The organism is Streptomyces blastmyceticus, from assembly GCF_039521185.1.
In the GTDB taxonomy this organism is placed as follows: domain Bacteria; phylum Actinomycetota; class Actinomycetes; order Streptomycetales; family Streptomycetaceae; genus Streptomyces; species Streptomyces blastmyceticus.
This window is the reverse complement of sequence record NZ_BAAABW010000008.1, coordinates 229,625-254,660: the sequence shown is the minus strand read 5'-3', so window position 1 is coordinate 254,660 and position 25,036 is coordinate 229,625. Positions and strand designations below refer to the sequence as shown.

At 72.1% G+C, this 25,036-nt stretch carries 23 protein-coding genes; 8 read left to right on the top strand and 15 right to left on the bottom strand.

Features of this window, described 5'->3' with window-relative positions; translation table 11 throughout:
- Positions 1 to 43 precede the first annotated feature (43 nt).
- The 3 genes from ABD269_RS07405 to ABD269_RS07395 all read right to left on the bottom strand — a co-directional run bounded on the left by ABD269_RS07405 (position 44) and on the right by ABD269_RS07395 (position 5,515).
- Complete coding sequence (locus ABD269_RS07405; protein ID WP_344117035.1) at positions 44 to 1,816, bottom strand: fatty acyl-AMP ligase; 1,773 nt, start codon at positions 1,814 to 1,816, stop codon at positions 44 to 46.
- A 92-nt stretch (positions 1,817 to 1,908) separates the two neighbouring features.
- Positions 1,909 to 3,411 carry an NAD(P)-dependent oxidoreductase gene (locus ABD269_RS07400; RefSeq protein ID WP_344117034.1) on the bottom strand — a complete coding sequence of 501 codons (1,503 nt, stop codon included), beginning with the start codon at positions 3,409 to 3,411 and terminating at the stop codon, positions 1,909 to 1,911.
- Between the two features lie 169 nt (positions 3,412 to 3,580).
- A complete protein-coding gene (locus tag ABD269_RS07395) occupies positions 3,581 to 5,515 on the bottom strand; it encodes an AfsR/SARP family transcriptional regulator (protein ID WP_344117033.1) in 1,935 nt (644 codons plus the stop codon).
- Between the two features lie 435 nt (positions 5,516 to 5,950).
- Here ABD269_RS07395 and ABD269_RS07390 point away from each other — a divergent pair, with 435 nt between their 5' ends.
- Positions 5,951 to 6,925: a LuxR C-terminal-related transcriptional regulator gene (locus tag ABD269_RS07390; protein ID WP_344117032.1), complete on the top strand. Its 975-nt coding sequence runs from the start codon at positions 5,951 to 5,953 to the stop codon at positions 6,923 to 6,925.
- A gap of 172 nt (positions 6,926 to 7,097) precedes the next feature.
- Here the strand turns inward: ABD269_RS07390 and ABD269_RS07385 are convergent, their stop codons facing one another.
- Positions 7,098 to 7,418: a hypothetical protein gene (locus ABD269_RS07385; protein ID WP_425572849.1), complete on the bottom strand. Its 321-nt coding sequence runs from the start codon at positions 7,416 to 7,418 to the stop codon at positions 7,098 to 7,100.
- A 2-nt stretch (positions 7,419 to 7,420) separates the two neighbouring features.
- Positions 7,421 to 7,570 carry a hypothetical protein gene (locus ABD269_RS07380; protein WP_301886836.1) on the bottom strand — a complete coding sequence of 50 codons (150 nt, stop codon included), beginning with the start codon at positions 7,568 to 7,570 and terminating at the stop codon, positions 7,421 to 7,423.
- A 108-nt stretch (positions 7,571 to 7,678) separates the two neighbouring features.
- On the opposite strand from ABD269_RS07380, the gene ABD269_RS07375 reads away from it, so the two are divergent.
- The gene (locus ABD269_RS07375) at positions 7,679 to 8,302 is read left to right on the top strand and encodes a TetR family transcriptional regulator (RefSeq protein ID WP_344117031.1); all 624 of its coding nucleotides are present in this window, start codon (positions 7,679 to 7,681) and stop codon (positions 8,300 to 8,302) included.
- A 7-nt stretch (positions 8,303 to 8,309) separates the two neighbouring features.
- Here the strand turns inward: ABD269_RS07375 and ABD269_RS07370 are convergent, their stop codons facing one another.
- Positions 8,310 to 9,584 (bottom strand): M6 family metalloprotease domain-containing protein, encoded by a 1,275-nt coding sequence (locus ABD269_RS07370; RefSeq protein WP_344117030.1) that lies wholly within the window; start codon positions 9,582 to 9,584, stop codon positions 8,310 to 8,312.
- Positions 9,585 to 9,851: 267 nt separating this feature from the next.
- Between ABD269_RS07370 and ABD269_RS07365 the strand changes: the two genes are divergently transcribed.
- Positions 9,852 to 10,490, top strand: a complete 639-nt coding sequence (locus ABD269_RS07365) for a TetR/AcrR family transcriptional regulator (protein ID WP_301886839.1) — start codon at positions 9,852 to 9,854, stop codon at positions 10,488 to 10,490.
- Between the two features lie 77 nt (positions 10,491 to 10,567).
- Positions 10,568 to 12,082 carry an MFS transporter gene (locus tag ABD269_RS07360; RefSeq protein ID WP_344117029.1) on the top strand — a complete coding sequence of 505 codons (1,515 nt, stop codon included), beginning with the start codon at positions 10,568 to 10,570 and terminating at the stop codon, positions 12,080 to 12,082.
- Between the two features lie 75 nt (positions 12,083 to 12,157).
- On the opposite strand, the gene ABD269_RS07355 is transcribed toward ABD269_RS07360, so the two are convergent.
- Entirely contained in the window at positions 12,158 to 12,697 is a 540-nt protein-coding gene (locus ABD269_RS07355; protein WP_344117028.1) for a MarR family winged helix-turn-helix transcriptional regulator, read from the bottom strand.
- 117 nt (positions 12,698 to 12,814) lie between these two features.
- On the opposite strand from ABD269_RS07355, the gene ABD269_RS07350 reads away from it, so the two are divergent.
- Positions 12,815 to 13,597, top strand: coding sequence for a dioxygenase family protein (locus ABD269_RS07350; protein WP_344117027.1), 783 nt, complete (start codon positions 12,815 to 12,817; stop codon positions 13,595 to 13,597).
- Positions 13,598 to 13,638: 41 nt separating this feature from the next.
- On the opposite strand, the gene ABD269_RS07345 is transcribed toward ABD269_RS07350, so the two are convergent.
- The gene (locus tag ABD269_RS07345) at positions 13,639 to 14,076 is read right to left on the bottom strand and encodes a hypothetical protein (RefSeq protein WP_301886843.1); all 438 of its coding nucleotides are present in this window, start codon (positions 14,074 to 14,076) and stop codon (positions 13,639 to 13,641) included.
- 543 nt (positions 14,077 to 14,619) lie between these two features.
- On the opposite strand from ABD269_RS07345, the gene ABD269_RS07340 reads away from it, so the two are divergent.
- Positions 14,620 to 15,627, top strand: a complete 1,008-nt coding sequence (locus ABD269_RS07340) for a sigma-70 family RNA polymerase sigma factor (protein ID WP_301886844.1) — start codon at positions 14,620 to 14,622, stop codon at positions 15,625 to 15,627.
- Positions 15,628 to 15,716: 89 nt separating this feature from the next.
- On the opposite strand, the gene ABD269_RS07335 is transcribed toward ABD269_RS07340, so the two are convergent.
- Positions 15,717 to 16,223 (bottom strand): NUDIX domain-containing protein, encoded by a 507-nt coding sequence (locus ABD269_RS07335; RefSeq protein ID WP_344117026.1) that lies wholly within the window; start codon positions 16,221 to 16,223, stop codon positions 15,717 to 15,719.
- 273 nt (positions 16,224 to 16,496) lie between these two features.
- Here ABD269_RS07335 and ABD269_RS07330 point away from each other — a divergent pair, with 273 nt between their 5' ends.
- Entirely contained in the window at positions 16,497 to 17,018 is a 522-nt protein-coding gene (locus ABD269_RS07330) for a P-loop nucleotide/nucleoside kinase family protein (RefSeq protein WP_344117025.1), read from the top strand.
- Between the two features lie 167 nt (positions 17,019 to 17,185).
- Here the strand turns inward: ABD269_RS07330 and ABD269_RS07325 are convergent, their stop codons facing one another.
- Entirely contained in the window at positions 17,186 to 17,401 is a 216-nt protein-coding gene (locus ABD269_RS07325; protein WP_344117024.1) for a DUF397 domain-containing protein, read from the bottom strand.
- A gap of 88 nt (positions 17,402 to 17,489) precedes the next feature.
- A complete protein-coding gene (locus ABD269_RS07320; protein WP_486387798.1) occupies positions 17,490 to 18,851 on the bottom strand; it encodes an NsdA family TPR-like regulatory protein in 1,362 nt (453 codons plus the stop codon).
- Between the two features lie 121 nt (positions 18,852 to 18,972).
- Between ABD269_RS07320 and ABD269_RS07315 the strand changes: the two genes are divergently transcribed.
- Entirely contained in the window at positions 18,973 to 19,299 is a 327-nt protein-coding gene (locus ABD269_RS07315) for a hypothetical protein (RefSeq protein WP_344117279.1), read from the top strand.
- A 274-nt stretch (positions 19,300 to 19,573) separates the two neighbouring features.
- Here the strand turns inward: ABD269_RS07315 and ABD269_RS07310 are convergent, their stop codons facing one another.
- From ABD269_RS07310 to ABD269_RS07295, 4 genes are all read right to left on the bottom strand, one after another.
- Complete coding sequence (locus tag ABD269_RS07310) at positions 19,574 to 21,535, bottom strand: PTS fructose transporter subunit IIABC (RefSeq protein WP_344117022.1); 1,962 nt, start codon at positions 21,533 to 21,535, stop codon at positions 19,574 to 19,576.
- Positions 21,536 to 21,607: 72 nt separating this feature from the next.
- Positions 21,608 to 22,558 carry a 1-phosphofructokinase gene (gene pfkB, locus ABD269_RS07305; RefSeq protein ID WP_344117021.1) on the bottom strand — a complete coding sequence of 317 codons (951 nt, stop codon included), beginning with the start codon at positions 22,556 to 22,558 and terminating at the stop codon, positions 21,608 to 21,610.
- Positions 22,555 to 23,316 (bottom strand): DeoR/GlpR family DNA-binding transcription regulator, encoded by a 762-nt coding sequence (locus tag ABD269_RS07300; RefSeq protein WP_344117020.1) that lies wholly within the window; start codon positions 23,314 to 23,316, stop codon positions 22,555 to 22,557. The genes pfkB and ABD269_RS07300 overlap by 4 nt, the downstream gene beginning before the upstream one ends.
- Positions 23,317 to 23,479: 163 nt before the next feature.
- Entirely contained in the window at positions 23,480 to 24,955 is a 1,476-nt protein-coding gene (locus ABD269_RS07295) for an MFS transporter (protein WP_344117019.1), read from the bottom strand.
- Positions 24,956 to 25,036: the final 81 nt, after the last annotated feature.

Here is a 25,036-nt window from a genome sequence, read left to right as displayed (position 1 = left end):
TCCCTCTTTCTCTTTCGCCTCCGGGCCCCGTGGGGGCCCGGAGTCACTGATGGGTCTTGTGGACGGCGCCGGTCCCGGGGCGGGGCCGGTATCTGCGGCGGAGTCCGGAGTGGAGGTCTTCGTAGAGCGGGTCGAGGGCGTCGGCGACGAACAGCTCCCTGGTGAAGGCGCGCAGCGGCTTGCCGTCGAACGACCGGGGGACCTGCCCGGGGCGGCCGAAGACGATGCCGCCGACGTGCACGCCGTGGGAGGCCGCGAGCGCGCCGCGGACCGTGGCCGCGAGCCGTTCGAGGTCGGCCGGAGCCGCCGTGCCGGCGCCGTACTCCTGCACGACGACGACCTCACCGTCGGCGGCGCCGACGGTGAACACGCTGCCGCGCAGCCCGGAGAACCCCTCGTCGAGCGTCGCTATCCGCTGCTCCAGGTGCGGCGCGTACAGCCGGCGGCCCTGGACGACCAGGACGTCGTTGAGCCGGCCGGTGACGTAGAGCTCGCCGTCGAACAGGCCGCCGATGTCCCCGGTGCGCAGATAGCCGCCGTCGCCGTCCTCGGTGACGGCGCGGAACGTCCGTACGGTCTCGTCCTGCTTGTCCCAGTAGCCGCGGCCCACGCTGCGGCCGCGCAGCCAGATCTCACCGATCCGCCCCTCGGGCAGCACCCGCCCCGTATCCGGGCACACCACCCGGACGTCGGTCTCCAGCGGCGTGCCCCGGCTGATCAGCCGCGGACCGGTGCCGTCCGGGGCCTGTGGGGTCAGGACGTCGTTCTCCAGGGCCGGTGCGTCGGCGTGCAGCACCGTCGGAGGCGCCTGGGGAGGGGACGTCACGGGGGAGCCGCTCGTCTCCGGCGGGCAGTAGCCCACGCGCCAGGCCGCGGGCCGGAAGCCCGCCGCGGCGAACCGTTCGGTGAACGCGGCCATGCCCTCGGCCGAGACCGTGGTGCCCGCCGTGAAGGCGTGCCGCCATCCCGAGAGGTCGAGCTCCGCGGCCTGCTCCGCCGTCACCCTCCGGGCGGCCAGGTCGTACGCGAAGCCCGGCGCGGCCCCGACGTCCGCGCGCCACCGGCTCATCAGCCGGAGCCATGGGTACGGGTCGTCGGTGCAGGCCACCGACGGCATCAGCACGGCCGTGGCGCCCAGCACGAGCGGGCCGAGCACCAGGCCCACCAGCGCGGGGCCGCTGTGCTTCAGCAGCCGGCCCGCGAAGACGCTGTCCGGGCCCAGGCCCAGGTTCCGGCCCAGCGCGTCCAGACCGTGCAGGAGGTTGTCGTGCCCGATCATCACGCCCTTGGGCTCCGACGCCGCGCCCCAGGTGTACTGGAGCAGGGCGAAGGGCTCCCTGCTGATCAGGGGAGGCACCCAGCTGTCCGGCGGGCCGCCGGCGACGACGTCCGTGGCCGCGCACAGCATCCGGGCGAGGCCCTGCTGGTCGGCCCAGGCGGCGACCGCCCCCAGGTGGGCGCTGTCGGTGAGCGCCACCTGGGCGTCGGCGTCCAGCGCGATCCCCGTGGCCTGGGCCAGATGGTGGCGCCGGCCGACGGGCAGCGGCGCGGGCACGGGCACCATGCCCGCGTACATGCAGCCCAGGAGGCTCTTCACGAACTCCAGCCCCGTCGGGTACAGGAGCAGGATCCGCGCTCCCGTCGTACAGCGCTGCCGGAGCCAGACCGCCCGGCCGCGGGCCGCCCGGTCGAGCTCGGCGAAGGTGAGGGAGGCGTCGTCCGGCGCCCGTCCGTCACATCCCGCGACGGCGACCGCCGTGCGCTCCGGTAAATCCCTCGCGTGTCCGGCGATGATCTCCACCACATTGCCGCGCATGTCTGTGGTCCCCCGTTTCCGTGTGGTCCGTGCTGTCGGCGGACCGCGGCCTGTCCGGCTCGCGTGCGTCCGCCCCTGTTCCTGTCGTGCCGTCAGCCGGGGGCGACCTCCGTGCCGTCGGCGGCCGCCCACCCCGCGCGGGCGCCGGTGGCGCGCACGACGTCGGCGAGCAGCGCGGGCCCGACGGGCCCGCTGACGGTCAGCAGCACCAGGGCGTCACCTCGCGGCCGCACCGGCACCGCCTGTGCGCAGTCGATGTCCAGCCCGGCGGCGGCGAGCGCTCCGGCGGCGGCCGCGAGGATGCCGGGCCGGTCGTGGTGGCGCAGGGCCAGCAGGCGGTCCCCGAGCGCGAGATCGACCGGGGTGCCCGACACCTCCGTGAGCCGGGCCGGCCGCCCCGGGCCGTGGAGCGCGGCGGCCAGCCGGATCGTGCCGCCGTCGGCGTCGCCACAGGTCAGCCGCACGTGGACGGCGGGTTCCGGGGCGGGCCGGGCGGTCGCGCTGCTCGCGATGCCGCGGCGGCGGGCCCGCTCCGCCACCTCGACGTAGGAGGGGTACGGACCCCCGGCCGCGGTCAGCAGCCCGGCGAGCGCGGCGAGTTCGGCCGCGGCGGCGCTCTCCTCGCCGCCCGGGCCGTGGAACTCCGTCCCCAGGCTCCGGACACCGGCACCGGTCAGGGCGCCGGCGAACTGCCCGAGCCGCCGCACGGCAGGAAGCCGGGAGGAGACCGCGGGCGGCACGCTGCCGGCGGGAATGTTGACCGCCCCGGGCGCGGGCTCACCGCGAAGCGCGCACCGCACGGCCAGAGCGGCGAACTCCACGGCGGCGGGCTGGATGTGACGCAGGCTCACACTCTCTGCACTCGGGTCCGCCAGGGAGTCGAGGAGGGAGTCGAGCAGGCCGGTGGAACCGGGCGACTCCACCCCGGGCGCGACGGCGGCCCGCAGCCGCCTCAGCGCCTCGTCGCCGAGCAGACCGACGGAGTGCGCGGTGGGTCCCAGGTGGACGGTGACGTAGTCGGAACGCCGCACCAGCTCGCCGAGCTCCATCGCGACAACACGGTCCTGTGCGGCCGCCCCGGCCTGCTCCGCACCGGCACCGGGCTCGTATGTCAGGACGTTCATGCCGAACGCCGACATCAGTTCCGCGACGCGCCGGCCGACGGCCCCGCGGCCGACGACGCCGAGCACCCTGCCCGTGAGGTCCACCCCTGTGGTGCGGCCGCCGTTCCCGGAGCCCGCGCGCGCCAGCAGCAGTGCCGCCGTGGAGTGCGCGACCGTGGCGGCGGGCGCCGGGGACGTGACCACGGCGACCCCGGACCGGGTCGCGGCCGCCAGATCGACGCCCGCCGCGCCCGCGTCCGCCACGGCGACGACCCGCAACCGGGGCGCTGCGTCGATCAGTTCGGCGCCGACGGGCGTGCCCGGCCCGGCAATCAGCGCCTCGGCCTCGGCCAGGTCGGCCCGGAGCGCGGTGCGGTCGCCGGGTGCGGCCGGGTGCCAGGTCCGTACCCGGCACTCGGGGCCGAGTCCGTCCACGGCCGCGGGGAGCAGTCCGTCCTCGACGAGGACGAGGGGGCCGAGAGGGCCGCTCATCAGGGGGTGTCCTTCTCATGGTGGTCGATCGGTCGGGTGGTCGCGCGGCACGGCTGTCCGGTGCCTCTCGCGGCCGGACAGCCGCCTCGGACGGGCGGGTCCGGCGAAGGCGCATCGCCTCCGGAGGGGCGCCCGGCATGCCGGGCGCGTCCGGGGCGCGCCTCGTCGGCTAGGCGCTCGCTTCCCACACAGGGCGGTCGTGCGCGTGTCCGTTGACCCGCTCCAGCGCGGCTCTCCGCTCGCGGGCCGAGCCGTCCGTCCCCGCCCGCTCGGCCAGATACGAGCGGACGAGGCCGGACAGCCGGTACATGGGGCGGCCGCGGCCGCCCTCCTCCACGGGCTCCACCATGTGGGCGTCCACCAGGAGTTCGACCAGGTCGTGGGCGGTGCCCAGCGGCAGGTCGAGCAGCAGCGCGGCCGTCCAGACGCAGAAGTGCGGCGAGTCCAGCAGGGACAGCAGGCGCAGCGCCCGCTGGGCCGAGGGGCGCAGCCGGTCGTAGCCGGAGGCCAGCGCGTCGCGCAACGCGAGGTCGGCGACCTGGAGTTCGTCCATGCGCCGGTGCGGTTCGGCCAGGCGCTCGGCGAGCCGCGCGAGCGGCCAGTGCGGCCGGGCGACGAGGCGCGAACCGGCGATGCGCACGGCGAGCGGCAGGTGACCGCACGCCTCGACGATGGCGTCGGCGGCCTGCGGCTCGGCCGCCAGCCGCTCCGCACCGGCGATGCCGCGCAGCAGGTCGTACGCCTCGCCCGGGGCGAAGGGCGCGAGCACCAGGGGGCGCACCCCGGCCAGGGCGGAGAGCCGGGACCGGCTGGTCAGCAGCGCGCCGCAGCCGGCCATGCCGGGCAGCAGCGGGCGCACCTGCCGTTCGTCGGCGACGTCGTCGAGGACGATCAGGGCGCGCCGGTCGAGCAGGACGCCGCGGTAGAGCGCGTCGAACCCGTCGCCGCCGGCGGGCAGTCCGCCGCCGGAGTCCCCGCAGAGGAGGCGGAGCACCTCGGTCATGGCCTCGTGGGGCGTGCGGGGGCGCGCGGAGCTGCCCCGCATGTCCACGTGGATCTGCCCGTCGGGGTACTCCTCCGCGAGGAGGCGGGCGACGTGCAGGGCCAGCGCGGTCTTCCCGACGCCTGCCATGCCGACGACGGCGCCCACGGCGGGCTGATCGCCGCGGCGGCCCGCCGCGGCCAGGAGGTTGCGCAGCCGCAGGACGTGTTCCCCCCGCCCGGTGAAGTCGGCGGGGGCGGCCGGGAGCGGGGCGGCCACCGGGGCCGGGGCCGCGGCGGGCGGCACGAGGGTCAGCGTCGACGTGGCGGACCTCGGCGGGGCCACGGGCGGCAGGTCGCCCCGCAGGATCGACTGGTGGAGGTTGCGCAGCGTCGGGCCGGGGTCGATGCCCAGTTCCTCGGCCAGCACGCGCCGGCCGTCCTGATAGACGGAGAGCGCGTCGGCCTGCCGGTCGCAGCGGTAGAGGGCGGTCATCAACTGGCCGCGCAGCCGCTCCCGCAGGGGATAGGTGGAGTTCAGCGCCATGAGCTCGGTGACCAGGGCGGCATGGCGGCCGAGGGCGAGGTCGGCGTCCACGCGCTCCTCGAGCACGGTGAGCCGGGTCTCCTCAAGATGCGGACGCTCTCCTTCCGCCAACGAGGCCGTGACCCCGCCCAGTACGGGGCCGGACCAGGTCGCGAGCGCGGCGTGCAGAGAATTCGCGGCCGCGTCGAGGTCGCCGTCGGCGGCCGCCCGCCGCCCGTGCGCCGTCAGGCGTTCGAACTCCAGCAGGTCCACGGACACCCGGGGTGCCGGCTCCTCGCCGGGTCCGCCGGCGGCCGCCCCGGCGGACGGCAGCCGGAGCAGATAGCCGGGGCGCTGCCGGACGACCTCGGCGTACGGACCGATCAGGTGCCGCAGCCGGGACATGTACGTGTGGATCTGGGCGGCGCAGGTGGCGGGGGGCTCCTCCCATAACAGCGCCGTGAGCCGGGAGTCGGTGACCACGCGGCCCCGCGCGAGGAGCAGCGCGGCGAAGGCGGTACGCAGCTTGGGGCCGCCGAGGGCGACCTGCGTCTGATCGCGCCATGCCTCGACCGGCCCCAGAACCTGGAATCTCACGTTGTCCCCCCGGACATGCCAGAAGCCGCCCGGTCTCCCGGGTGCTTCTCCCCCTGTGCGGACGGCGTGCCGCGCGAACGGCGCGGCACGCGCGGATCCGCGGTCCCCGGTTTTCCCCCCGGCCGCGGCCTCCGCCCGGAGCAGGGCTCCGGAAGGTCCGACAGGGCAAGTCTTGCCGACCGGTTGAGCTCTGTCAGCGCTCTCCGGTGTCAGCACGCTGCCCTGGCAGATGGCTGCCAGCTGACCGCGTCCCCGATACCGGACGGATCCGCGGGGAATTTACCGGAGGGGATTCGCGCTCTCGATCAAGATCGGTCAACCATTCGCAATGATAGAAAGTTCATTGACCTCTACATCGAACAGTGCACGAGGCGGTTCTCACCGCCGCTGCAAAAGATCCTCGCGGAGAGATGAACGGTGCTTGCTCAGCTCGGATTGAGTCCGGACAGTGAGACGGTCTATCAGGCGATGGTCAAGAATCCGCACGCGAGCGCCAAGGAGTTGGCGACCGAGCTCGGCTGGTCCACGGAGCGCGTCACCGGCGCGCTCGACGGGCTGGGCCGGCTTTCCCTGATCCGGCCTTCCGAGGACGGTCCGGGGCGGCGGCTGGTCAGCCCCGAGGTGGCGCTCGGCCGGCTGCTGAGCCAGCAGGAGGCCGAACTGCTCAGGCAGCAGCAGCGGTTCGTGGCGAGCAGGCTGGCCGTCGCCCGGCTGGTCACCGAGTACGGGGAATCCCGCAGCCCCGCCAGCCACGAGGACGCCCGCCGCCTGGAGGGTGTGGACGCCATCCACAGCTGTATCGAGGAGCTGACGCACGCCTGCGAGACGGAGATCGCGGTGTTCTCGCCCGGCTCCACCCCGGCCACGCGGTATCTGAAGGCCCTGACCCCGCTGCACATCGACGCCCTCGACCGGGGCGTGAGCGTGTTCCACATCTGTCTGGAGAGCATCCGCAACAGCACGTCCGCGCTCGCCCGCGTCCGTGGACTGGCGGGTCGGGGCGGCCAGGTGCGCACCGTGCCCCACCTCCCCACCCCCCTGGCCATCTACGACCGCCGTGCCGCGCTCGTGCCCGTGGACCCGGAGGCGTCCGAGCCCACGGCGGTCCTGCTGCACTGCACCGGAACGGTGGCGGCGCTGCAGGCGCTCTTCGACCAGACCTGGACGCACGCCACCCCGCTCCACGCGGACCAGCGGCGCGACGAGGACGGTCTCAGCGGCCAGGAGCGCGCCGTTCTCGAGCTTCTCGCGCAGGGGCATACGGACGAGGTCGTGGCCCGGAAGCTCGGTGTTTCCGTGCGCACCAGCAGAAGGATCACCGCGGATGTCATGGCGCGTTTGGGAGCGCGCAGCCGATTTCAGGCAGGGGCCCTGGCGATTTCCCGCGGCTGGATATCCGACCTGCTCTGAAACCGGAGCCCCGGGCCGCCGCCACGCCCCCGCTTCGCCGGAGCCGATTCCGTGAACTGGCCTTGTCCGTAAGCGGACATGGCCACCCGGATGCCTGTAATTCATGGGGGCATTGCGTGGAATGCCTTTGCGCCGGAGGCGCATTGGGGCCACTCGGAGATCGGGGCCGGGGTCAGGTGGTCGCGGCCCAGGAGATCGTGTGGTCCGTCGCCATCAGCGTCGCGATGACGATCAGGTCCGCCGCCCCCAGCGCGAGGCCGAGCGTCGCGCGGCCCTTGCGGGTCGTGCCGCGGGTCAGGGCCAGGGTCGCGAGGGTCAGGGCGATCGGGCCCAGGACCAGGTTGAAGATGAGCAGCCCCAGCAGGCCCAGGACGAAGGACCAGACGGCCATGGTGTCCGGCCGGCTGCGGGGAGGGCGCGGGGCGGGGGAGTTGTGCGAGGCCGGCGCGGCCGGTGCAGTCGGGCGGTGCCGGGTGGTCAGGGTCGTCGTCATCGTCAGCGCTCCCTCGTCCGTTCGCGGACCGCGAAGACCAGCAGCCAGGCGGCGATGGCGCCCGCCGCCGGGAGCAGCAGGGGGAGCGGGGTGTGTGCCGCGGCGCCCACCAGGACTCCCAGGAGGAGGACGGCCGCTATCAGGAAGATCATTTCCGGTCCTTCCTCAAGCGTTGGGTGAACAGTTGGGATGACAACTGTTCACTGAAGGGAGCGTACCGCGCCTGGCGCCATCCGGCAAACAGTTGTTAACTGAACTCCATGAGCAGCAACACCCTCGGCGTCCGCCAGGCCCAGAAGCAGAAGACCCGGCAGGCCCTCCTGGAGGCGGGTCTCGGCCTGCTGGAGGAGCAGAGCCTGAGCAGCCTCGGGCTGCGCGAGGTCACCCGGGTCGTGGGGGTGGCACCCGCCGCCTTCTACCGGCACTTCCGGGACATCGCCGACCTCGGCGTGGCCCTGGTCGAGGAGTCGCTCGGCAGTCTGCACGTGATGATCCGCGCGGTCCTGGGCGAGCAGGCGGACGCCGAGGAGGTCATCGACCGCAGCGTCGAGGTGGTGGCCGCGCACGTACGGCTGCACCCGGCGCACGTGCGGTTCGTCGCGCGCGAACGGCACGGCGGCGTACGGGCCGTGCGCGAGGCCATCGCGGCGGAGCTCGCCCGGTTCGGGGACGAGGTCGCGGAGGCGCTCGCCACGCAGGAGGTCTCCGACGGGTGGAGCGCCGAGGACGTGCGGATGCTCGCCGGGCTGTACGTCGACCACCTGGTGATGACCGCGTCCGCCTTCCTGGAGGCACCCCCGGAGGAGGAGCGGCGCATCGCGGACACCGCGCGGCGGCAGTTGAGGCTCATCAGCCTGGGGCGCAGGCACTGGCGGGACGCCTGAGGGCCGGTCAGCGCCCGCCCACCGTCACGGCCACCCGCCACGTCCCCGACCCGCGCCCGCTCAGCACCTCGATCTCCACCCCCGCCGCCGAGCAGCGCTGCCCGGCGACGTAAGGGGCGTCGCTCAGCGGGGCGTTGACGTTCAGGTCGCCGGCGTAGCAGCCGATGCTGCCCGGGGTGGCGTCGGAGGTGCGTACGGGCCCTGCGCCCGAGGCGATGTCCGTGGCGACCGTCGAGACGAGCACGCCGGAGCGGCAGACCGTGTGGTCCAGGGGGCCGGGCGCGCGGACCTCCAGGGTGATCGCGCGGGTGCGGGAGAGCGGGACGACGGCCAGCTTGGGGCCGCCGGGCACCGAGGTGGGGGTCAGGGTCAGGACGCGCCGGCCGGGGCCCGTCAGGCAGTGCACCTGGTCCGGGGCCAGCCAGCCCAGCTTCCACTTGTGCCAGGCGAGGAAGTCGTTGGACGGCCCCCAGTCCTCGTCCATCGGGTCCCAGTGGCCGACGGGCGTCTTCACCCGGCCGCCCTCCTCGGCGCTCGTGTAGTAGAGGTCGGGCAGGCCGAAGCTGTGGCTGTTCTCGTGGTTGAGCACGCGGAACGGGCTGTCGCCGGTCTGCCGGCTCCAGATGAACGAGACGTTTTTGAACGGGGTCCCGTCGTCGGTGGTGAGCCCGGTGGGGGCGCCCGCGAAGGTCACCGAGCGGACGTCCTGGGTGGCGGGCGGCCCGGCGCCGGGGGCGATCAGCACATTGATGAGGTCGAACTGCCGGAAGTCGACCGTCCGGCCGACGGCGGCGAGGATCTCCTTCGCGATCGCGTGATAGCCGTTCTCGCTCCCGCTGTCGAAGGGTGCGCCGCGCGTGATGCCGTACGTGGCGTACGGGCGCGACATCCGGATCCAGCGCGGCACCGGCGTCGAGCGGTAGTCCAGCCGGCCGTACGAGCTGGCCCGGTAGAAGTCCGCGACCGCCGGGAAGAACTCGGCGTAGCGCTCCCACGGGCTGGTCCCGGCGGTCGCGTCGGGGAAGTCGACGAAGAGGGTGACGGCCCGCACCGTGCCGTAGGAGCGGGCGAAGCCGGCCGGGGTGTGCGCGGACTCGGAGACGTTGTCGGTGACGCCGGGGAGCGCGCAGGGGCCGGACGGGCGGTCGCCGCCGCCCGCCGCGGCGGAGCGGGAGGCGGGCCCCGCGGTGACGACGGCGCCGGCCGAGCCCTCCCGGGCGGGCAGCGGCACGGTGAGGGCGAGCGTGGTCAGCACCATGACCACGATGGCCAGGGATCTCATGCCGGTGCACCTCCGGGGCGCGCGGCCCGCCGTCCGGCCGCTCTGTGATCACCCTGTGCCGCCGCGCGCCCGCGCGCTCCTCGGGCTGCGGCAGATGGGGGCACCGCGAATGTGACCGGGGTCACGCGAGGAACGGAAACAACCGGGGATGGATTCCCCGTTTAAGCCTTCGTTCGATCGAAACGGGGAATCGCTCCCCGCTTACGGGTCGGAACACACGGCAAGCTCGTGGAAACGTGACAGCGGTCACAGAAAGGAGTGCCACCCGTGGCCACCCCCCAGCCCCGCCTCCGTGCGGACGCCCTGCGCAACCGGGAGCGGATCATCGCCGCCGCGCGCGAGGCGCTCGTCGAGCACGGCGACGAGAGCTCGCTCGATGAAATCGCTCGACGCGCCGGGGTCGGGAATGCCACGCTGTATCGGCACTTCGCGGACCGCTCCGAGCTGATCCGCCATGTCACCCTCTTCGTCCTCGGCCGCCTCGCGGACCGGGCGGAGTCCGCAAGAGCCGAGGAGCCCGATGCTTTCCAAGCGCTGAGGCGCTTCGCCCACGCCGCCGCGGACGAGCGGGTCGGGGCGCTGTGCACGCTGTTCGCCGAGAGCATCGACCCGACGCACCCGGACCACGTCGCGGCCAGCGACCGCCTCGACCGGGCCATCGAGGCGCTGATGGACGCGGCCCGCGCGTCGGGCCAGCTGCGCGACGACGTCGCCGTCGGGGATCTGATGATCGCCCTCGCCCAGCTGACCAGGCCCCTTCCGGGCAAGGGCTGTTCGACCTTCGACCAGTTCGTGCACCGGCACGTCCAGCTCTTCCTCGACGGGCTGATGAACCCCGCCCGCTCCGAACTCCCCGGCTCCGCGGCCACGTTGGAGGAGCTGCGCCGCGAACACTGCTCCGGGTGAGCCCCACAGACTTCGTGGCCGTCCTCGCGCCACGCCACCAGCCGTCCCGCACCACGCAACACTGAGGTAGGCAATTCATGCCACAGACAACCGCCCCCGACCCCCGGCGCTGGAAAGCGCTGATATTCATCGCCCTGGCCCAGCTGATGGTCGTCCTCGACGCGACCATCGTGAACATCGCGCTGCCCTCCGCCCAGGCCGACCTCGGCATCTCGGACGGCAACCGGCAGTGGGTCATCACGGCCTACGCGCTCGCCTTCGGCGGCCTGCTGCTCTTCGGCGGCCGGATCGCCGACCTGTGGGGCCGCAAGCGCACCTTCGTCATCGGCCTGATCGGCTTCGCGGTCGCCTCCGCGTTCGGCGGCGCCGCGATGAATACCGGCATGCTGCTGGGCGCCCGCGCCCTGCAGGGCGTCTTCGGCGCGCTGCTCGCGCCGGCCGCGCTGTCGCTGCTCGCCGTGACGTTCACCGAGGCGAAGGAGCGCGCCAAGGCGTTCGGTGTCTTCGGTGCGATCGCCGGTGCGGGTGGTGGCGTGGGCCTCATCCTCGGCGGTGTCTTCACCGAGTACCTCAACTGGCGCTGGACGTTCTTCGTGAACATCCCCTTCGCCGTCGTCGCCGCGGCCGGTGCGATCGCCGTGATCCACGAGCCCGCCGACAGCCGCAACCCCTCGAAGCTGGACATCCCCGGCGTCGTCCTGGCCACCCTCGGCCTGGTCTCGCTGGTCTACGGCTTCACCCGCGCCGAGTCCGACGGCTGGACCGCCGGTGCCACCGTCGGCCTGTTCGTCGCCGCCGCCGTGCTGCTGGCCTCCTTCCTGGTGGTCGAGTCCAAGGTGAAGTCGCCGCTGCTGCCGCTGCGCGTGCTCGCCGACCGCAACCGCGGTGGCGTCTACGCCTCGCTCGGCCTCGCGGCCATCGCGATGTTCGGCCTGTTCCTCTTCCTGACCTACTACCTCCAGGTCGCCCGCGGCTACAGCCCGGTCAGCACCGGCCTCGCCTTCCTCCCGATGATCTTCATGATGATCATTGGTTCGACGCAGATCGGCGCGCGCCTGATGACCCGGGTCGCACCGCGCTGGCTGATGGGCCCGGGCTTCCTGCTCGCCGCCCTGGGCCTGCTCTGGCTCACCCGGATCGACCTGGGCACCTCGTACGCCACGGGCATCCTGCCCGGCCTGCTGCTGATGGGCCTCGGCATGGGCACGGCCTTCATGCCCGCCATGAGCCTGGCCACGCACGGCATCCAGCCGCGCGACGCCGGTGTCGCCTCCGCGATGGTGAACACCTCGCAGCAGGTCGGCGGCGCCATCGGCACCGCGCTGCTCAACACCATTGCCGCGAGCGCCAGCACCGCGTACGCCAAGTCCCACCTGTCCGAGGCCGCCCGGGGCGCCGCGGGGCAGAAGCTGCTCGTCCTCCAGTCGAGCGTGCACGGCTACTCCGTGGCCATCTGGTGGGCGGTCGGCATCCTCGCCGTGTCCGCGGCGATCGCGTTCGTCGCGATCAACACGGGCCACCAGGGCGGCCCCGCCGCGCAGTCCGGTGACGGCGAGACCGCCGAGGACTTCGTCCCCGTGATGGCGCACTGACGCGAGTCGCAACACGCGAAGGCCCCTGGGAACCGCCCGGTTCCCAGGGGCCTTCGCCGTACGTGCTGCCGCGGCTCAGCGCAGCCAGGGCAGGTCCGCGCCCGTGGCCGGCTGGAGGCCGGTCGCGATGGTGCGGCAGATGTCGCCGAGCTGGACGACCTGCTCGGGCGTGAGCCGGTCGAAGATGGCGCCGCGGACCGCGGCCGCATGGCCCGGCGCGGACTTCTTCAGCATGGCGAAGCCGTCGTCCGTGAGGACGGCCAGCTGGCCGCGCTTGTCGGAGGGGCACTCCTCCCGGCGGACCCAGCCGTTCTTCTCCAGGCGGGCGACGGCGTGCGAGAGGCGCGAGCGCGTGATCTTGGCGCTCTGGGCGAGCTCGGTCATCCGCATCCGGCGGCGCGGCGCCTCGGAGAGCTGGACCAGCAGCCCGTAGTAGACGTGCGGCATCCCCGCGTCGCGCTGGAGCTGCCGGTCGAGATGGTCCTCCAGGAGCGTGGCGGCGTGCATGTACGCCCGCCAGGTGGCCTGCTCCTCGTCGCTGAGCCAGCGCGGCGGCCCGTCGTCCAGGCTCCGGGCCGTGCCGCCCTGTGTGTCCTCTACAGGTCGATCGGTCATGACATCCACTGTTTCACCCGCCGGTTTCCTCGGAGTCCCACTTCTTGAAGTTTAAATAAGACAGAACTAAACTGGAGCATCGCTTGAGAGTTCAAGCAATTTCTTCAGGAGGGCACCATGCAGGCAACCGGCGAGCGCATGCCAGCGCTCTACCTCTCCCATGGCGCACCGCCCCTCGCCGATGACGAACTCTGGCCCGGCCAGCTCGCCGCCTGGTCCGCCGGGCTGCCGCGGCCGACCGCGATCCTCATGGTCTCGGCCCACTGGGAAGAGGCGCCGCTCGCCCTCGGTGCCACCACGACGGTGCCGCTCGTCTACGACTTCTGGGGCTTCCCCGAGCACTACTACGCCGTGCGCTACGCCGCTCCGGGCGCGCCGGAGCTCGCCGACCGGGTGCGCAGGACGCTGCGGGGCGCCGGGACTCCCGTACAGGACATGCCGGACCGCGGGCTGGACCACGGCGCGTACGTCCCGCTGGTCGAGATGTTCCCCGAGGCGGACATCCCCGTGCTCCAGATCTCGCTGCCCACGCTCGACCCGCGGCGGCTGATGGAGATCGGACGCAAGCTCGCGCCGCTGCGCGACGAAGGGGTGCTGATCGTCGGCAGCGGCTTCTTCACCCACAACCTGGCCGCGCTGCGGCACGCGGGATCGGGGCCGCCCGCCTGGTCGGAGGAGTTCGACGCGTGGGGGCACGAGGTGCTCGACGGGCAGGACGTCGACGCGCTGCTGGACTTCGAGAACAAGTCCCCGGCGGGCCGGCTGGCCCACCCGCGCACGGAGCACTTCGCGCCGCTCTTCGTCACCCTGGGCGCGGCCGGGGGCGACCTCGGCCGTCAGCGCACCGTGATCGACGGCTTCTGGATGGGGCTGGCGAAGAGGTCGGTGCAGTTCGGCTGAGCATGACCACCGGTCGGTGCGCGTGCCTCGGCGCTCGTGCCTCAGTGCTCGTGCCAGTAGAAGACGTAGTACGAGGCGAGGCCCATCCCCAGGCCCAGCAGCAGCCCGATCTCGATGGAGCGCAGCACCGAGTCCCCGCTGAGGCTGTAGAGGAAGCCCATGCTGACGCCGAAGAGGCTCCCGTACGCGATCGCGCGGACCTCGGTGACCATCTTCTTCCGCTCGCGGATCAGGACGTATCCGGCGCCCGCGGAGACCAGCGCGACGACGATCCCCATCAGCCAGGAACCGAGCGTCGAGTAGCCGTTCTGGCTCGACAGGAAGACCGCGTACAGGCCGAGCACGAAACCGCCGGTGGCCGGGACGGCCCAGGACAGGCGTGACGCGTGGCCCTCGGCCGGGAGGTGGGTGCCGCGGGCGACCGGGCCGGGGCCTTCGTGGCCCCGGTGGTGGCCGGGCATGATCGAGTGCGTCGGCATCGCGGGCTCCTCTCGCCTGTGCGTCACCCCCGTGTCGGCTCCGCGGCCGGCGGTGGCGCGCACCGCTCGCTTGTCCCACCAGGGCACACCCGCGTACGGGCGGCGGCAACTCGATCACGCCACGCCCCGGCCGCACCCCCGCCCGCGCCCCTCCCGTGCCCTGCTCGTGCCCTGTCCGTGCCCTGGAATCCGGCCTTCCGGGCGTCCCGGACGCGAGGGCGGGCAACCGTGGGCGCTTCCGGGTCGTCTTGAAGGGTGAGCGGGTGCCGGGGGCGTCAGGGCCGACGGTCGCGGACCACGCTTCCCGGCCGTCCCGGTGTCACCCTCCGTACCGCCCTGACCTGCGCTTCCCTGGGTCTTCGGAGCGTTCTCCCGCGCTGTGGCCGGACAGGGTACTGCATGATCACAAAAAATAAGACGTTCCATGGGAATTCTGTCCGGATTCCAGTCGTTCTTTCCTTCGGACGGGACACCCCGTGGCAGGGTCCGCCCTCAAGGGGAGTCCCATCCGTCCCGCGACCGACTCATCGCAAGGGAGCACGCATGGCAACCCGTGCCGTCGCCCGTCGTCAGACCGCCGCAAAGGGCGCTGAAGGGGCACGCAGCGTTCGCGCCGCTGGCGGGGAAATCGCCGACCGCGACCTGGTCGGCATGTATCTCGAAGAGATCGCGCGTACGCCCCTGCTCGACGCCGCCAAGGAGGTCGAGCTGTCCCAGACCATCGAGGCCGGGGTCTACGCCCAGCAGCTCCTCGACGGCGCCGTCGACGCCGAGGGGGCCGGAGCGGCGGGCGCCGACCGTGCGGAGCTGGAGGCGATAGCCGCCGAGGGCGCCCGCGCCAAGGACGTCTTCATCAAGTCCAACCTCCGCCTCGTCGTCGCCGTCGCCCGCCGTTACCCGCGCAGCGGTCTCCCCCTGCTCGACCTCATCCAGGAGGGCAACGCCGGCTTGGTGCGCGCGGTCGAGAAGTTCGACTACGCCAAGGGCTTCAAGTTCTCCACGTATGCCACGTGGTGGATCCGCCAGGCGATCACCCGGTCCATCGCCGACCAGTCGCGCACGATCCGGCTGCCCGTCCACCTCGTGGAGGAGCTCGGCCGGATCCGCCGCGTCCAGCGCGAGTTCAACCGGGAGAACGGCCGCGACCCCGATCCCACCGAGATCGCCGCCGAGCTGGACACCACGCCGGCCCGCGTCAGCGACGTCCTCGACTGGGCCCGCGACCCGGTCAGCCTGAACATGTCCGTGGACGACGAGGGCGAGACCCAGTTCGGAGACCTCCTGGAGGACACCTCCGCCGTCTCGCCCGAGCAGTCCGTGATCGCCCTGCTCCGCAGCGAGGAGCTGGAGGACCTCATCGGCCGCCTCGACCAGCGCACCGCCTCGATCATCAAGGCGCGCTACGGCATCGAGGACGGCCGCGAGCGCACCCTGACCGAGGTCGGCAAGCAGCACGGCCTCACGCGTGAGCGCATCCGGCAGATCGAGAAGCACGCTCTGCTGGAGCTGAAGAAGATGGCTCACGACACGGGTTTCGACGCGGCGGCGTAAAAGGGCATAACCTCATAGACCGGGCCCCGGCGCCACCCCCCCTGCGCCGGGGCCCTTCTCTTTGCCCTCTGCCCGTACGGGCCCTGCGCTCAGCGATCTCCGCTGCGCAGATACCTCGGCCGGCCTTCCGCGAGCGCGGCGACCGCTTCCCCGAAACGGCGCGCGAGGCGCGGCCGGAGCAGCTTCCGCGCTTCCCCGAAGGGGACGAATCGGAGCTCGGACAGCTCCTCGTCGTGGGGGCGCAGGGCGTGAGCCGTCCCGCTGTCGACCGTTCCGCCGTCGAAGACGAAAGCCAGCTGATCGTCCCAGGGGCCGTGCGGCGCCACCCAGTCCACCACCAGCAAGGCCCGCAGCACGACGGCCAGCCCCAGCTCCTCCGCCAGCTCCCGGACCGCCGCCCGATCCGGCGCCTCATTGGCCTCGGCCATCCCGCCGGGGAGGTCCCATCCGGGCTTGTACGTGGGCTTGACCAGCAGAAACCGCCCTGTCACGTCACGCAGCAGGACATCGGCGGCGACGCGCTTCCGGGCTTGCGTGACATTGCCTTCGGCGAGGTACGCGTTCCAGGCATCGGGATCGGCGGGGGTGGGCCTCATCGTGTCGGCATGTGTAGGTTCTCCAAAGGTGGGGCCAATTGGCCCCCAGTGAGCTGGGGTTCGTCTATCGACAGGTAGGTCGGGAGACAAGATCTTCCGGATCGTGAGGCCAATCTGGAGTGTCCGTCACCGGTCATAAGTGTCGCTGATTCGACTTCTCGAGATGAATGACAGCTGATCTCGGCGGTTGGTGCCACCCTGAGAAGCACCGAAGCCGTACCGGATTCCTGCTGTACCTGTTCCCGCGGCCCGCACAGCGTTAGCGTCGGTTCCATGATCGTATGGCTCAACGGCACTCACGGCGCGGGCAAGACGACGGCAAGTGCACTCGTGCAGCAGTTGATCCCGGATTCACGGGTGTTCGACGCCGAGAAGGTCGGTGAGACACTCATGGACATCAAGCCGGGGCTGCCCTGGACGGGCAACTTCCAGGACTGGTCGCCGTGGCGTCCGCTCGTGGTCGAGACCGCCCGGCGCGTACTCGACTACACCGGCGGCACTCTGGTGATGCCCATGACTGTCCTGGTCGAGCAGTACTGGTGCGAGATCAGCACGGGCCTCGCCCAACATGCCATCCCGGTCCGGCACTTCGTCCTCCATGCTGACCAGGAAACCCTCCGCGGGCGCATCGAGCGGGACACTGTTCTAGGCCCCTCCCCGTTCCGTCTCAAATACCTTGAGCCCTACGCCGAGGCGGCCCGCACGTGGCTACATGCCGAGGCTGAGGTCGTCGACACCACGCACCTCACGCCCGCCCAGGCGGCCCAGCAGATCGCAGAGGCCGTCAAGAGCTGAGGCCTGCCCGCCACGCGAAGCGGCTGCAGGTGGCGCGTCCAACGGAACCTCGATGACCTCCCTCCCCCGCAGCTGACGCAGCACAGCACCCTGAATCATCGGAGCCCGCCTCCGAGTGGCCCTCAAGGCTGGGAAGTGGCCCCGCTATCGGGGAACCTACAGCATGCTCAGCAGGGGGACTTGCCTGCGCGGACGATGTCGATGAATGCCGCGAACTCGGCGGGGGCGACGGTCAGAGCCGGGCCGGTCGGGTTCTTGCTGTCGCGTACATACACAAGTCCAAATCCGGGAGCCACCTCAACACAGTTGCTCTGGTTGCCCGATGCGGTCGACCTCACCCACTGCACCGTGAGTGTGGACGCGTCAGATATGTGGCCGGCCATTTCTCCCCTGTGCCAATTTGTCGATGTGGCGCCGAATCAATCGATCTGTTTCCTCGTAGTGACCCACCGGACGCGTCCTTACGATGCTTCAGGCCGCCTGAAGGACCCGGGCCCGCTCGTTGAAGTCGGCCACAAGGGGGTGCTTGCCGAAGGGGATCATGCGCCGCTGCAGATCCTGGACGGCTTCCACGCTGCGGGACGACTTCACCCGGCGGGCGAGGTCGAGCGTGCGGACTCCGGCGGCGTGGGCGGCTTCGAGGTCCCGGCGTTGCAAGTGGGTGACGGCGAGGGCGGCTTGGGACATGGCGCCGCGACGGGCCCGGTTCTGCTTGCGGGCGTGCGCGATGGAGGAACGGGCGTGCTCCTCGGCGTGGTCCGGCCGGTCGATGTCCCGGAAGGCGTTGGCCCACTCGCCGCCGAGGTACGCGGGGTCGATGAACTTGGCCCACTCGGGCTCGTTGGTCGTGTCGACTTTGGCGAAGCTCTGTTCCGCCTGGTTGATGGCCTGCACGGTGGCCTTCTTGTCGCCGAGGACGGCGTGCGCCCTGGCTTCGAGCGTCCAGAGGTCGGCGAGGCAAGCGGGGGAGCTGGTACGGATGAGCCCCTGACGGCCGGCCTGGGCGAGGCGCTTCCCCTCGTCGGGATGCCCGAGCAGCGTCGCTTGGTCCGCCATGCCTGCGAGCACGTGAGCACCGAGTGCCGGATCCTTGGACTCCTCGGTCAGGCGGAGTGCCTGGATCAAGTATCGCTGTGCTGTGCCGTGTTCGCCGGAGTCGAAGGCCATCCAGCCGAGAAGGTAGGTCTGTTCGGCAGCAGCCGAGCACAGCGCGTGCCGCACTTCCTCGGTGTGAGCGTGCCGCAGCAGCGGGTAGACGTGCTGGTTCATGTAGGCGGTGAGCGCAAGCCGACCGCTCCCGCCTCCCTGGAAGATGTCCATTTCCTGGAACGCGCCGAACATGTTCTTCACGGCCGTCACGTCTTCGAGCCGGACTTGCCGCCCCGGTTCGGGCTGCTGATCAAGGGTGTTGAGGAGCCAGTCACGAGACGGCCCTACTGCTGCGACCGCCGCGAAGGGTGCCCCCGCGAGGAAACTCCGCCTGTCCACGTCCGCTCTCCCTGGCTCGGTGACAGCTTCGACCGTCACAGCCCACGATGAGCTGTAGACGAGCGCCCGGTCAATGTCCGGAGACTCGCCCAACCCGAGGTCGTAGGTCGTGACCCGGTACCCGAAGCGCGCCGAGAAAAGGTCGGCGAGGATGGCCGGCACGGGGTGCCGGGGCACCTCCCCGAGGGTCACCCAGCGCCGGACGCTGGACGTGTCGGAGGAGACGTGAGTGTGCCCCCACTCTGCCGCGCGGGACCGTACCTGACGGGCGAGTTCGCCCTTCGACCACCCCGAACGCCCGATCCAGTCGGCGAGCTTCGTGTTCGAATTCTTCACTGCGACCATCCAGGAGATCGACAGGCGTGGTGGATTCACCACGGTTCACCACTGCTTCGGAAGCTACCCGCTGAAGGGCTCCGCTTGTTGGCTGTGTGTGCGACAGGAAGCGAATGCGGAGGCTGACTATATGGGCAGCGGACGGTACGCGGTGGACACCCGGACGAACAGGCTCGGGGAGCGCATGGGCAGTGAAGGCCCATACGTACAGCTGCGACCGGTCGGCGGCGGCAGGGAATGGGACTGCCCGCCGGGCAAGCTGCGTGAGCCCACGGAGGCCGAGTTGAAGAAGGTGGTGATCCTGGGGACCCCGGTGGATGCGATCGGCGTCCCTCGACCGTGCAGGAAATGCCATAGGTTCACCCTGGCGCGCGTGGTGGCAACGCGGGAGGGCCGCCTCCGCGACGCCGCCGAGATCGCCGAGGAGAAGGACCGGCACTGGCGGGAAGAGCACTGATGGGCGGCGCCCATGGCCGCGCCGTCGTGTCCGTACCTCATTCGGCCGGGCCGAGCGTCATCGTTGTCGGCTCTGACGACGGCTGCGACGCATGCGTCGGAATCACGCGCGAACGCCATCACGCGACGGTGCGCCGGAACTGGTCGGCGGTGTGGGCCCTCGAGGCCCGGATGTCGGCCCATTGGGAGTTCGCGCATCGCGCTGTGCCGCAGTAACGGCCGAAGCCCCGAGCCGCCTGCTGTCCAGGCGGCCCGGGGCTCCGACAGCGACCGCGTCAGGCCGCGACCGGGATCTCCTCCCGCGGAAGCGGCTGGGGCGTCGGCCTGTTGAGGCCCTTCAGGAGGACGACCGAGGCCGTTGTGACCGCCGTGCCCGCCGCGATCGCGACGAGGTAGAGGAGCGGGGCCCCGATCAGCGGGACCACGAAGACGCCGCCGTGCGGGGCGCGGAGTGTGCAGCCGAAGGTCATCGAGAGGGCGCCGGTGACCGCGCCGCCCGCCATCGCGGAGGGGATCACCCGCAGTGGGTCGGCCGCCGCGAACGGGATCGCGCCCTCGGTGATGAACGACGCGCCCAGCACCCAGGCCGCCTTGCCGTTCTCGCGCTCGGCCTTGGTGAAGAGGCGGCCGCGCACGGTCGTGGCCAGCGCCATCGCCAGCGGCGGGACCATGCCCGCGGCCATCACCGCGGCCATCACCTTGAGGCTGCCCTCGTTGGGGTCGGCGAGGCCGCCGACGGCGAAGGCGTACGCGCACTTGTTGAGCGGACCGCCGAGGTCGAAGCACATCATCAGGCCGAGGACGACGCCGAGGACGACCGCGTTGGCGCCGGACAGGCCGCTCAGCCAGTCGGTGAGCGCCTTCTGGAGCGAGGCGACCGGCTTGCCGACCACCAGGAACATCAGGAAGCCGACCACCGCCGACGAGATCAGCGGGATCACCACCACCGGCATGATGCCGCGCAGCACGGGCGGAATGCGCACCCGCTGTACGGCCATCACCACGCCGCCCGCGAGCAGACCGGCGATCAGGCCGCCGAGGAAGCCCGCGTTGACGGTCAGCGCGATCGAGCCGCCGACGAACCCGGGTACGAGTCCGGGGCGGTCGGCCATGCCGTACGCGATATAGCCCGCCAGCACCGGCACGAGGAAGGCGAACGCGGCGCCGCCCGTCTGGAAGAACAGCGCGGCCCAGCTCGCCGACTCCGCCCAGGCGAAGTGCTCGGCGACGGAGGGCGCCTTGTTGATCTGGTAGCCGCCGACGGCGAAGGCAAGCGCGATGAGGAGGCCGCCCGCGGCGACGAACGGGACCATGTAGCTGACGCCGGTCATCAGCCAGGCGCGCAGCCGGGTGGCGAAGCCGTCACCGGTCCCGGCCGCCTCGTCCATGGGGGCCCGTGGGGCCGCCGCAGGGGCGAGCGCGGCCTTCTCCCGCAGTTCGGCGATCAGTTCGGCGGGCCGGTTGATGCCCGCCTTCACGCCGACGTCGACGCTGGGCATCCCCGCGAAGCGGTCCCGGTCGCGCACCTCGACGTCGTGCGCGAAGATCACGCCGTCCGCCGCGGCGATCGCCTTCGGGTCCAGCTTGGTGAAACCGGCCGATCCCTGGGTCTCGACGGCGAGTTCGACACCGGCGGCGCGCGCGGCCTGCTCCAGGGACTCGGCGGCCATATAGGTGTGGGCGATGCCGGTGGGGCAGGAGGTGACGGCGACGATACGGAAGGGGGCGGACGTGGCCGCGGGCGTGGGCTCGGGCTCGGGCGTCGCGGGCTCGGGAGGCGCGACCTCCTCCGGCGGCACGTCACCCCGTACCAGCGCCGCCGCGGCCTCCGCGTCCGCGACCGCGCGCAGGGCGTCCGTGAACGCCGGGTCCATCAGCTGCCGGGCGAGGCTCGACAGGATCGTGAGGTGGTCGCTGTCCGCGCCCGCGGGGGCCGCGATCAGGAAGATCAGGTCCGCCGGGCCGTCCGGGGCGCCGAAGTCGATCCGGCCGGCGGACCGGCCGAAGGCGAGCGTCGGCTCGGTGACGTGCGCGCTGCGGCAGTGGGGGATGCCGATGCCGCCGTCGAGACCGGTCGGCATCTGCGCCTCGCGCGCGGCGACATCGGCGAGGAAGCCGTCGAGGTCGGTGACGCGGCCGAGGGCCAGCATGCGTTCGGCGAGGGAACGCGCCGCCGCTTCCTTGGTGTCGGCGGTCAGGTCGAGGTCGACCAGTTCCGCGGTGATCAGCTCACTCATCGCGGGCTCCTTTGCTCGCGGTCACGCGCTGCGGACGCTGTGGGGGAGGGGGTGGGGAAGGGTTCGGCGGGGTCACGTCGCCGGCTCCGTCAGGAGGCGGGAGAGGGGGATCTGTGAAGTCACCGTCACCGCCGTCGGATCCAGATCCGCCGGCGCCGGCATCGCGCTGCCCGGCAGCTGGACCGCCGCCGCGCCGTGGGCCAGGGCGGAGGCGAGGGCCTCCGGGCCGGAGCCGCCCGCCGTGAGGAAGCCCGCGAGGGAGGCGTCACCCGCACCGACGTTGCTGCGGACGGCGGACACGCGCGCGGTGCCGAAGTACGTGCCGGAGTCGTCGACGAGCAGCTGGCCGTCCGCGCCGAGGCTGGCCAGCACGGCCCGCGCGCCCGCGGCCCGCAACTCCCGCGCCGCCGCGACGACGTCGCCGATCGTGATCAGCGCCCGGCCGGTCGCCTGGGCGAGCTCCTCGGCGTTGGGCTTGACGACATCGGGGCGCATCCGCAGCGCGGCGGTCAGCGACGGGCCCGAGGTGTCGAGGGCGATCCGGGCCCCGGCGGCGTGCGCGCGGGCCACCAACTCGCCGTACCACTCGGGCGCGAGCCCGCGCGGGAGGCTGCCGCAGCAGGCCGTCCAGTCGGCCCCGGCGGAGCGCGCCTCCACGGTCGCGAGCAGCGACTCGGCCTCGCCCGGGGTGAGTTCGGGTCCCGCGGCGTTCACCTTGGTGAGGGTGCCGTCGGGTTCCGCGACGGAGATGTTGACGCGGGTCGAGCCGCTCCGTACGGGCAGGCCCGCGGATTCGATGCCGTGCTCGGTGAGCAGCCGCAGCAGCAGCTCGCCCTCCGGCCCGCCCACGGGCAGGACGGCGACGGTGCGGTGTCCGGCGGCGGCCACGGCGCGGGAGACGTTGACGCCCTTGCCGCCGGGGTCGACGCGGTCGGTCGTGGCGCGCAGGACGGCGCCGCGCTCCAGCCGCGGTATCTCGTACGTCCGGTCCAGGCTGGGGTTGGGGGTGACGGTGAGGATCATGCGCGGACCACCGCCGGGCCCGCTGCCTCGATCGCCCGCGCGTCGTCGTCGGCGAGCCCCGCGTCGGTGATCAGCAGGTCCACCGCGGAGAGGTCGGCGAAGCGGGCGAAGTGCCGCTGCCCGTACTTGCCGGAGTCCGCGAGGAGCACGACCCGGCGGGCGGCCGCGGCCGCGGCCCGCTTGACGGCCGCCTCGGCCAGGTCGGGGGTGGTGAGCCCGCCGTCGAGGGAGAAGCCGTTGGTCGCGAGGAACGCGACGTCGGCGTGGATCTCGCCGTACGCGCGCAGGGCCCAGGCGTCGACCGCGGCCCGCGTGCGGTGCCGCACGCGCCCGCCGATCAGGTGCAGTGCGATGCCGGGGTGGTCGGCGAGGCGCGCGGCGACCGGCAGGGCGTGGGTGACGACGGTGAGCGTGGACTCCAGCGGCAGCAGCGCGGCGAGCCGCGCGGCGGTCGTGCCCGCGTCGATGATCACGCTGCCGTCGGCGGGCAGTTCGGCGAGCGCGGCGCGGGCGATGGCGTCCTTCTCGTCGGCGGCCGTGGCCTCGCGCTCGGCGAGGTCCGGCTCGAAGTCGAGCCGCCCGGCGGGGATGGCACCCCCGTGCACCCGGCGGACGAGCCCGGCCCGGTCGAGCGCCTTCAGGTCGCGACGCACGGTCTCGGCGGTGACCTGGAACTCCTCGGCGAGCGACAGGACGTCCACGCGCCCGGTCTCACGGGCGATCCGCAAGATCTCTTGCTGCCGCTCCGGTGCGTACATGTTTTATGTCCGTTCGATGCCCGAGTCTGTGGTTGTCGGGCACGTTACCGCGAGTAGAGCGGAAAAGTAAACGGAAGCGGGCGTGAAGTGGGCACACATGGAAAAACGCCGGGCGGGCTGGAAGATCCAGCCCGCCCGGCGTCCGAAGACGTGTGGCGATCGCCTACGCGGCCACCAGCTCCTGCTCCGGCACGGACGCCTCCGGCGCCGCCTTGTGCCGCGGCAGCAGGAACATCAGCCCGAAGACCAGCACGAGACCACCCGCGACCCACCACATCGAGTGCGTGAACGCGTCCCCGAAGATGTCCGCGACGGGCCGCTGTCGCGGGTCGGCCTTGTCGACGACGCCGAAGAAGGCGACCGAGACCAGGCCGAGGCCGATCGCGTTGCCCAGCTGCTGCGTCGTGTTGATCAGCCCGGACGCGGAACCGGCGTGGTCACGCGGCACCTCCGAGAGCACCGCGTCGGTGATCGGGGCGACGATCAGGCCCATGCCCACGCCCATCACGACCAGCGGCAGCGCCATCTGCCAGGACTTGATGCCGGCGCCGTAGCGGTCGGCCTCCCAGATGTACGTGAGCACGCCCGCGGCCATCACCAGCGCGCCCGCCTGGAGCACCTTGCGCCCGAACCGCGGCACCAGCTTCTGCACGGACATGCCCGCCGCGGCCGAGACGGCCAGCGAGAACGGGACGCCCGTCAGGCCCGCCCGCAGCGCCGACCAGCCGAGGCCGATCTGCATGTACAGCGTCCAGACCAGGAAGAAGATGCCGGAGGTCAGACCGAAGGTCAGCTGCACGCCGATGCCCGCCGCGAAGCTCTTGACCTTGAACAGCGACAGCTCGACCAGCGGCGAGCCGTCCTTGGCGGACTTGTGGCGCTCGTACAGCACGAAGGCGACGAACATCGGCGCGGAGAGCGCCATCGAGACGAAGCCCCACACCGGCCAGTCGTGCTCCCTGCCCTGCGTCAGCGGGTAGAGCAGCATCAGCAGCCCGGCGCTGGCCAGGGCCACACCGACGAGGTCCAGCTTCAGGGCCCGAGGGGCCTTGGACTCGATGATGAAGCGGCGGCCGAGGAGCAGACCGGCGATGCCGACCGGAAGGTTGATCAGGAAGATCGGGCGCCACTCCAGGCCGAAGAGGTTCCACTGGGTGAGCAGCGCGCCGAGCAGCGGGCCGGAGACCGCGCCGAGGCCGACGATCGCGCCGAACATCCCGAAGACCTTGCCCCGCTCGTGGGCGGGGAAGGTGACGTGGATGATCGACAGCACCTGGGGCACCATCATCGCGGCCATCAGGCCCTGGAGCACCCGGGCGGCGACCAGCAGCTGCGGGTCGCTGACGATGCCGCACAGCATCGAGGCGAGCGTGAAGCCGCCCATGCCCAGCAGGAACATCCTCTTGCGGCCGTAGATGTCGCCCAGCCGCCCGCCCGTGATCAGGCCGATCGCGAAGGCCAGCGCGTATCCCTCGCTGAGCCACTGCAGGACGCTGAACGAGGCGTCGATGTCCCGCTGGATGCTCGGCATCGCGATGTTGACGATGGTGACATCGACCAGGTCCATGAAGGACGCGGTCATCACGACCGCGAGCGCCAGCCAGCGGCGGCGGTCGGCAGGCGGTGAATCGGTGGACATCAAGAGAAGCCCTTTCCTGGGTGAGCGGGGGGAACGCATCCGACGTTAGAGGGCATGTAGGACAGACTGTGTCCCACTTCG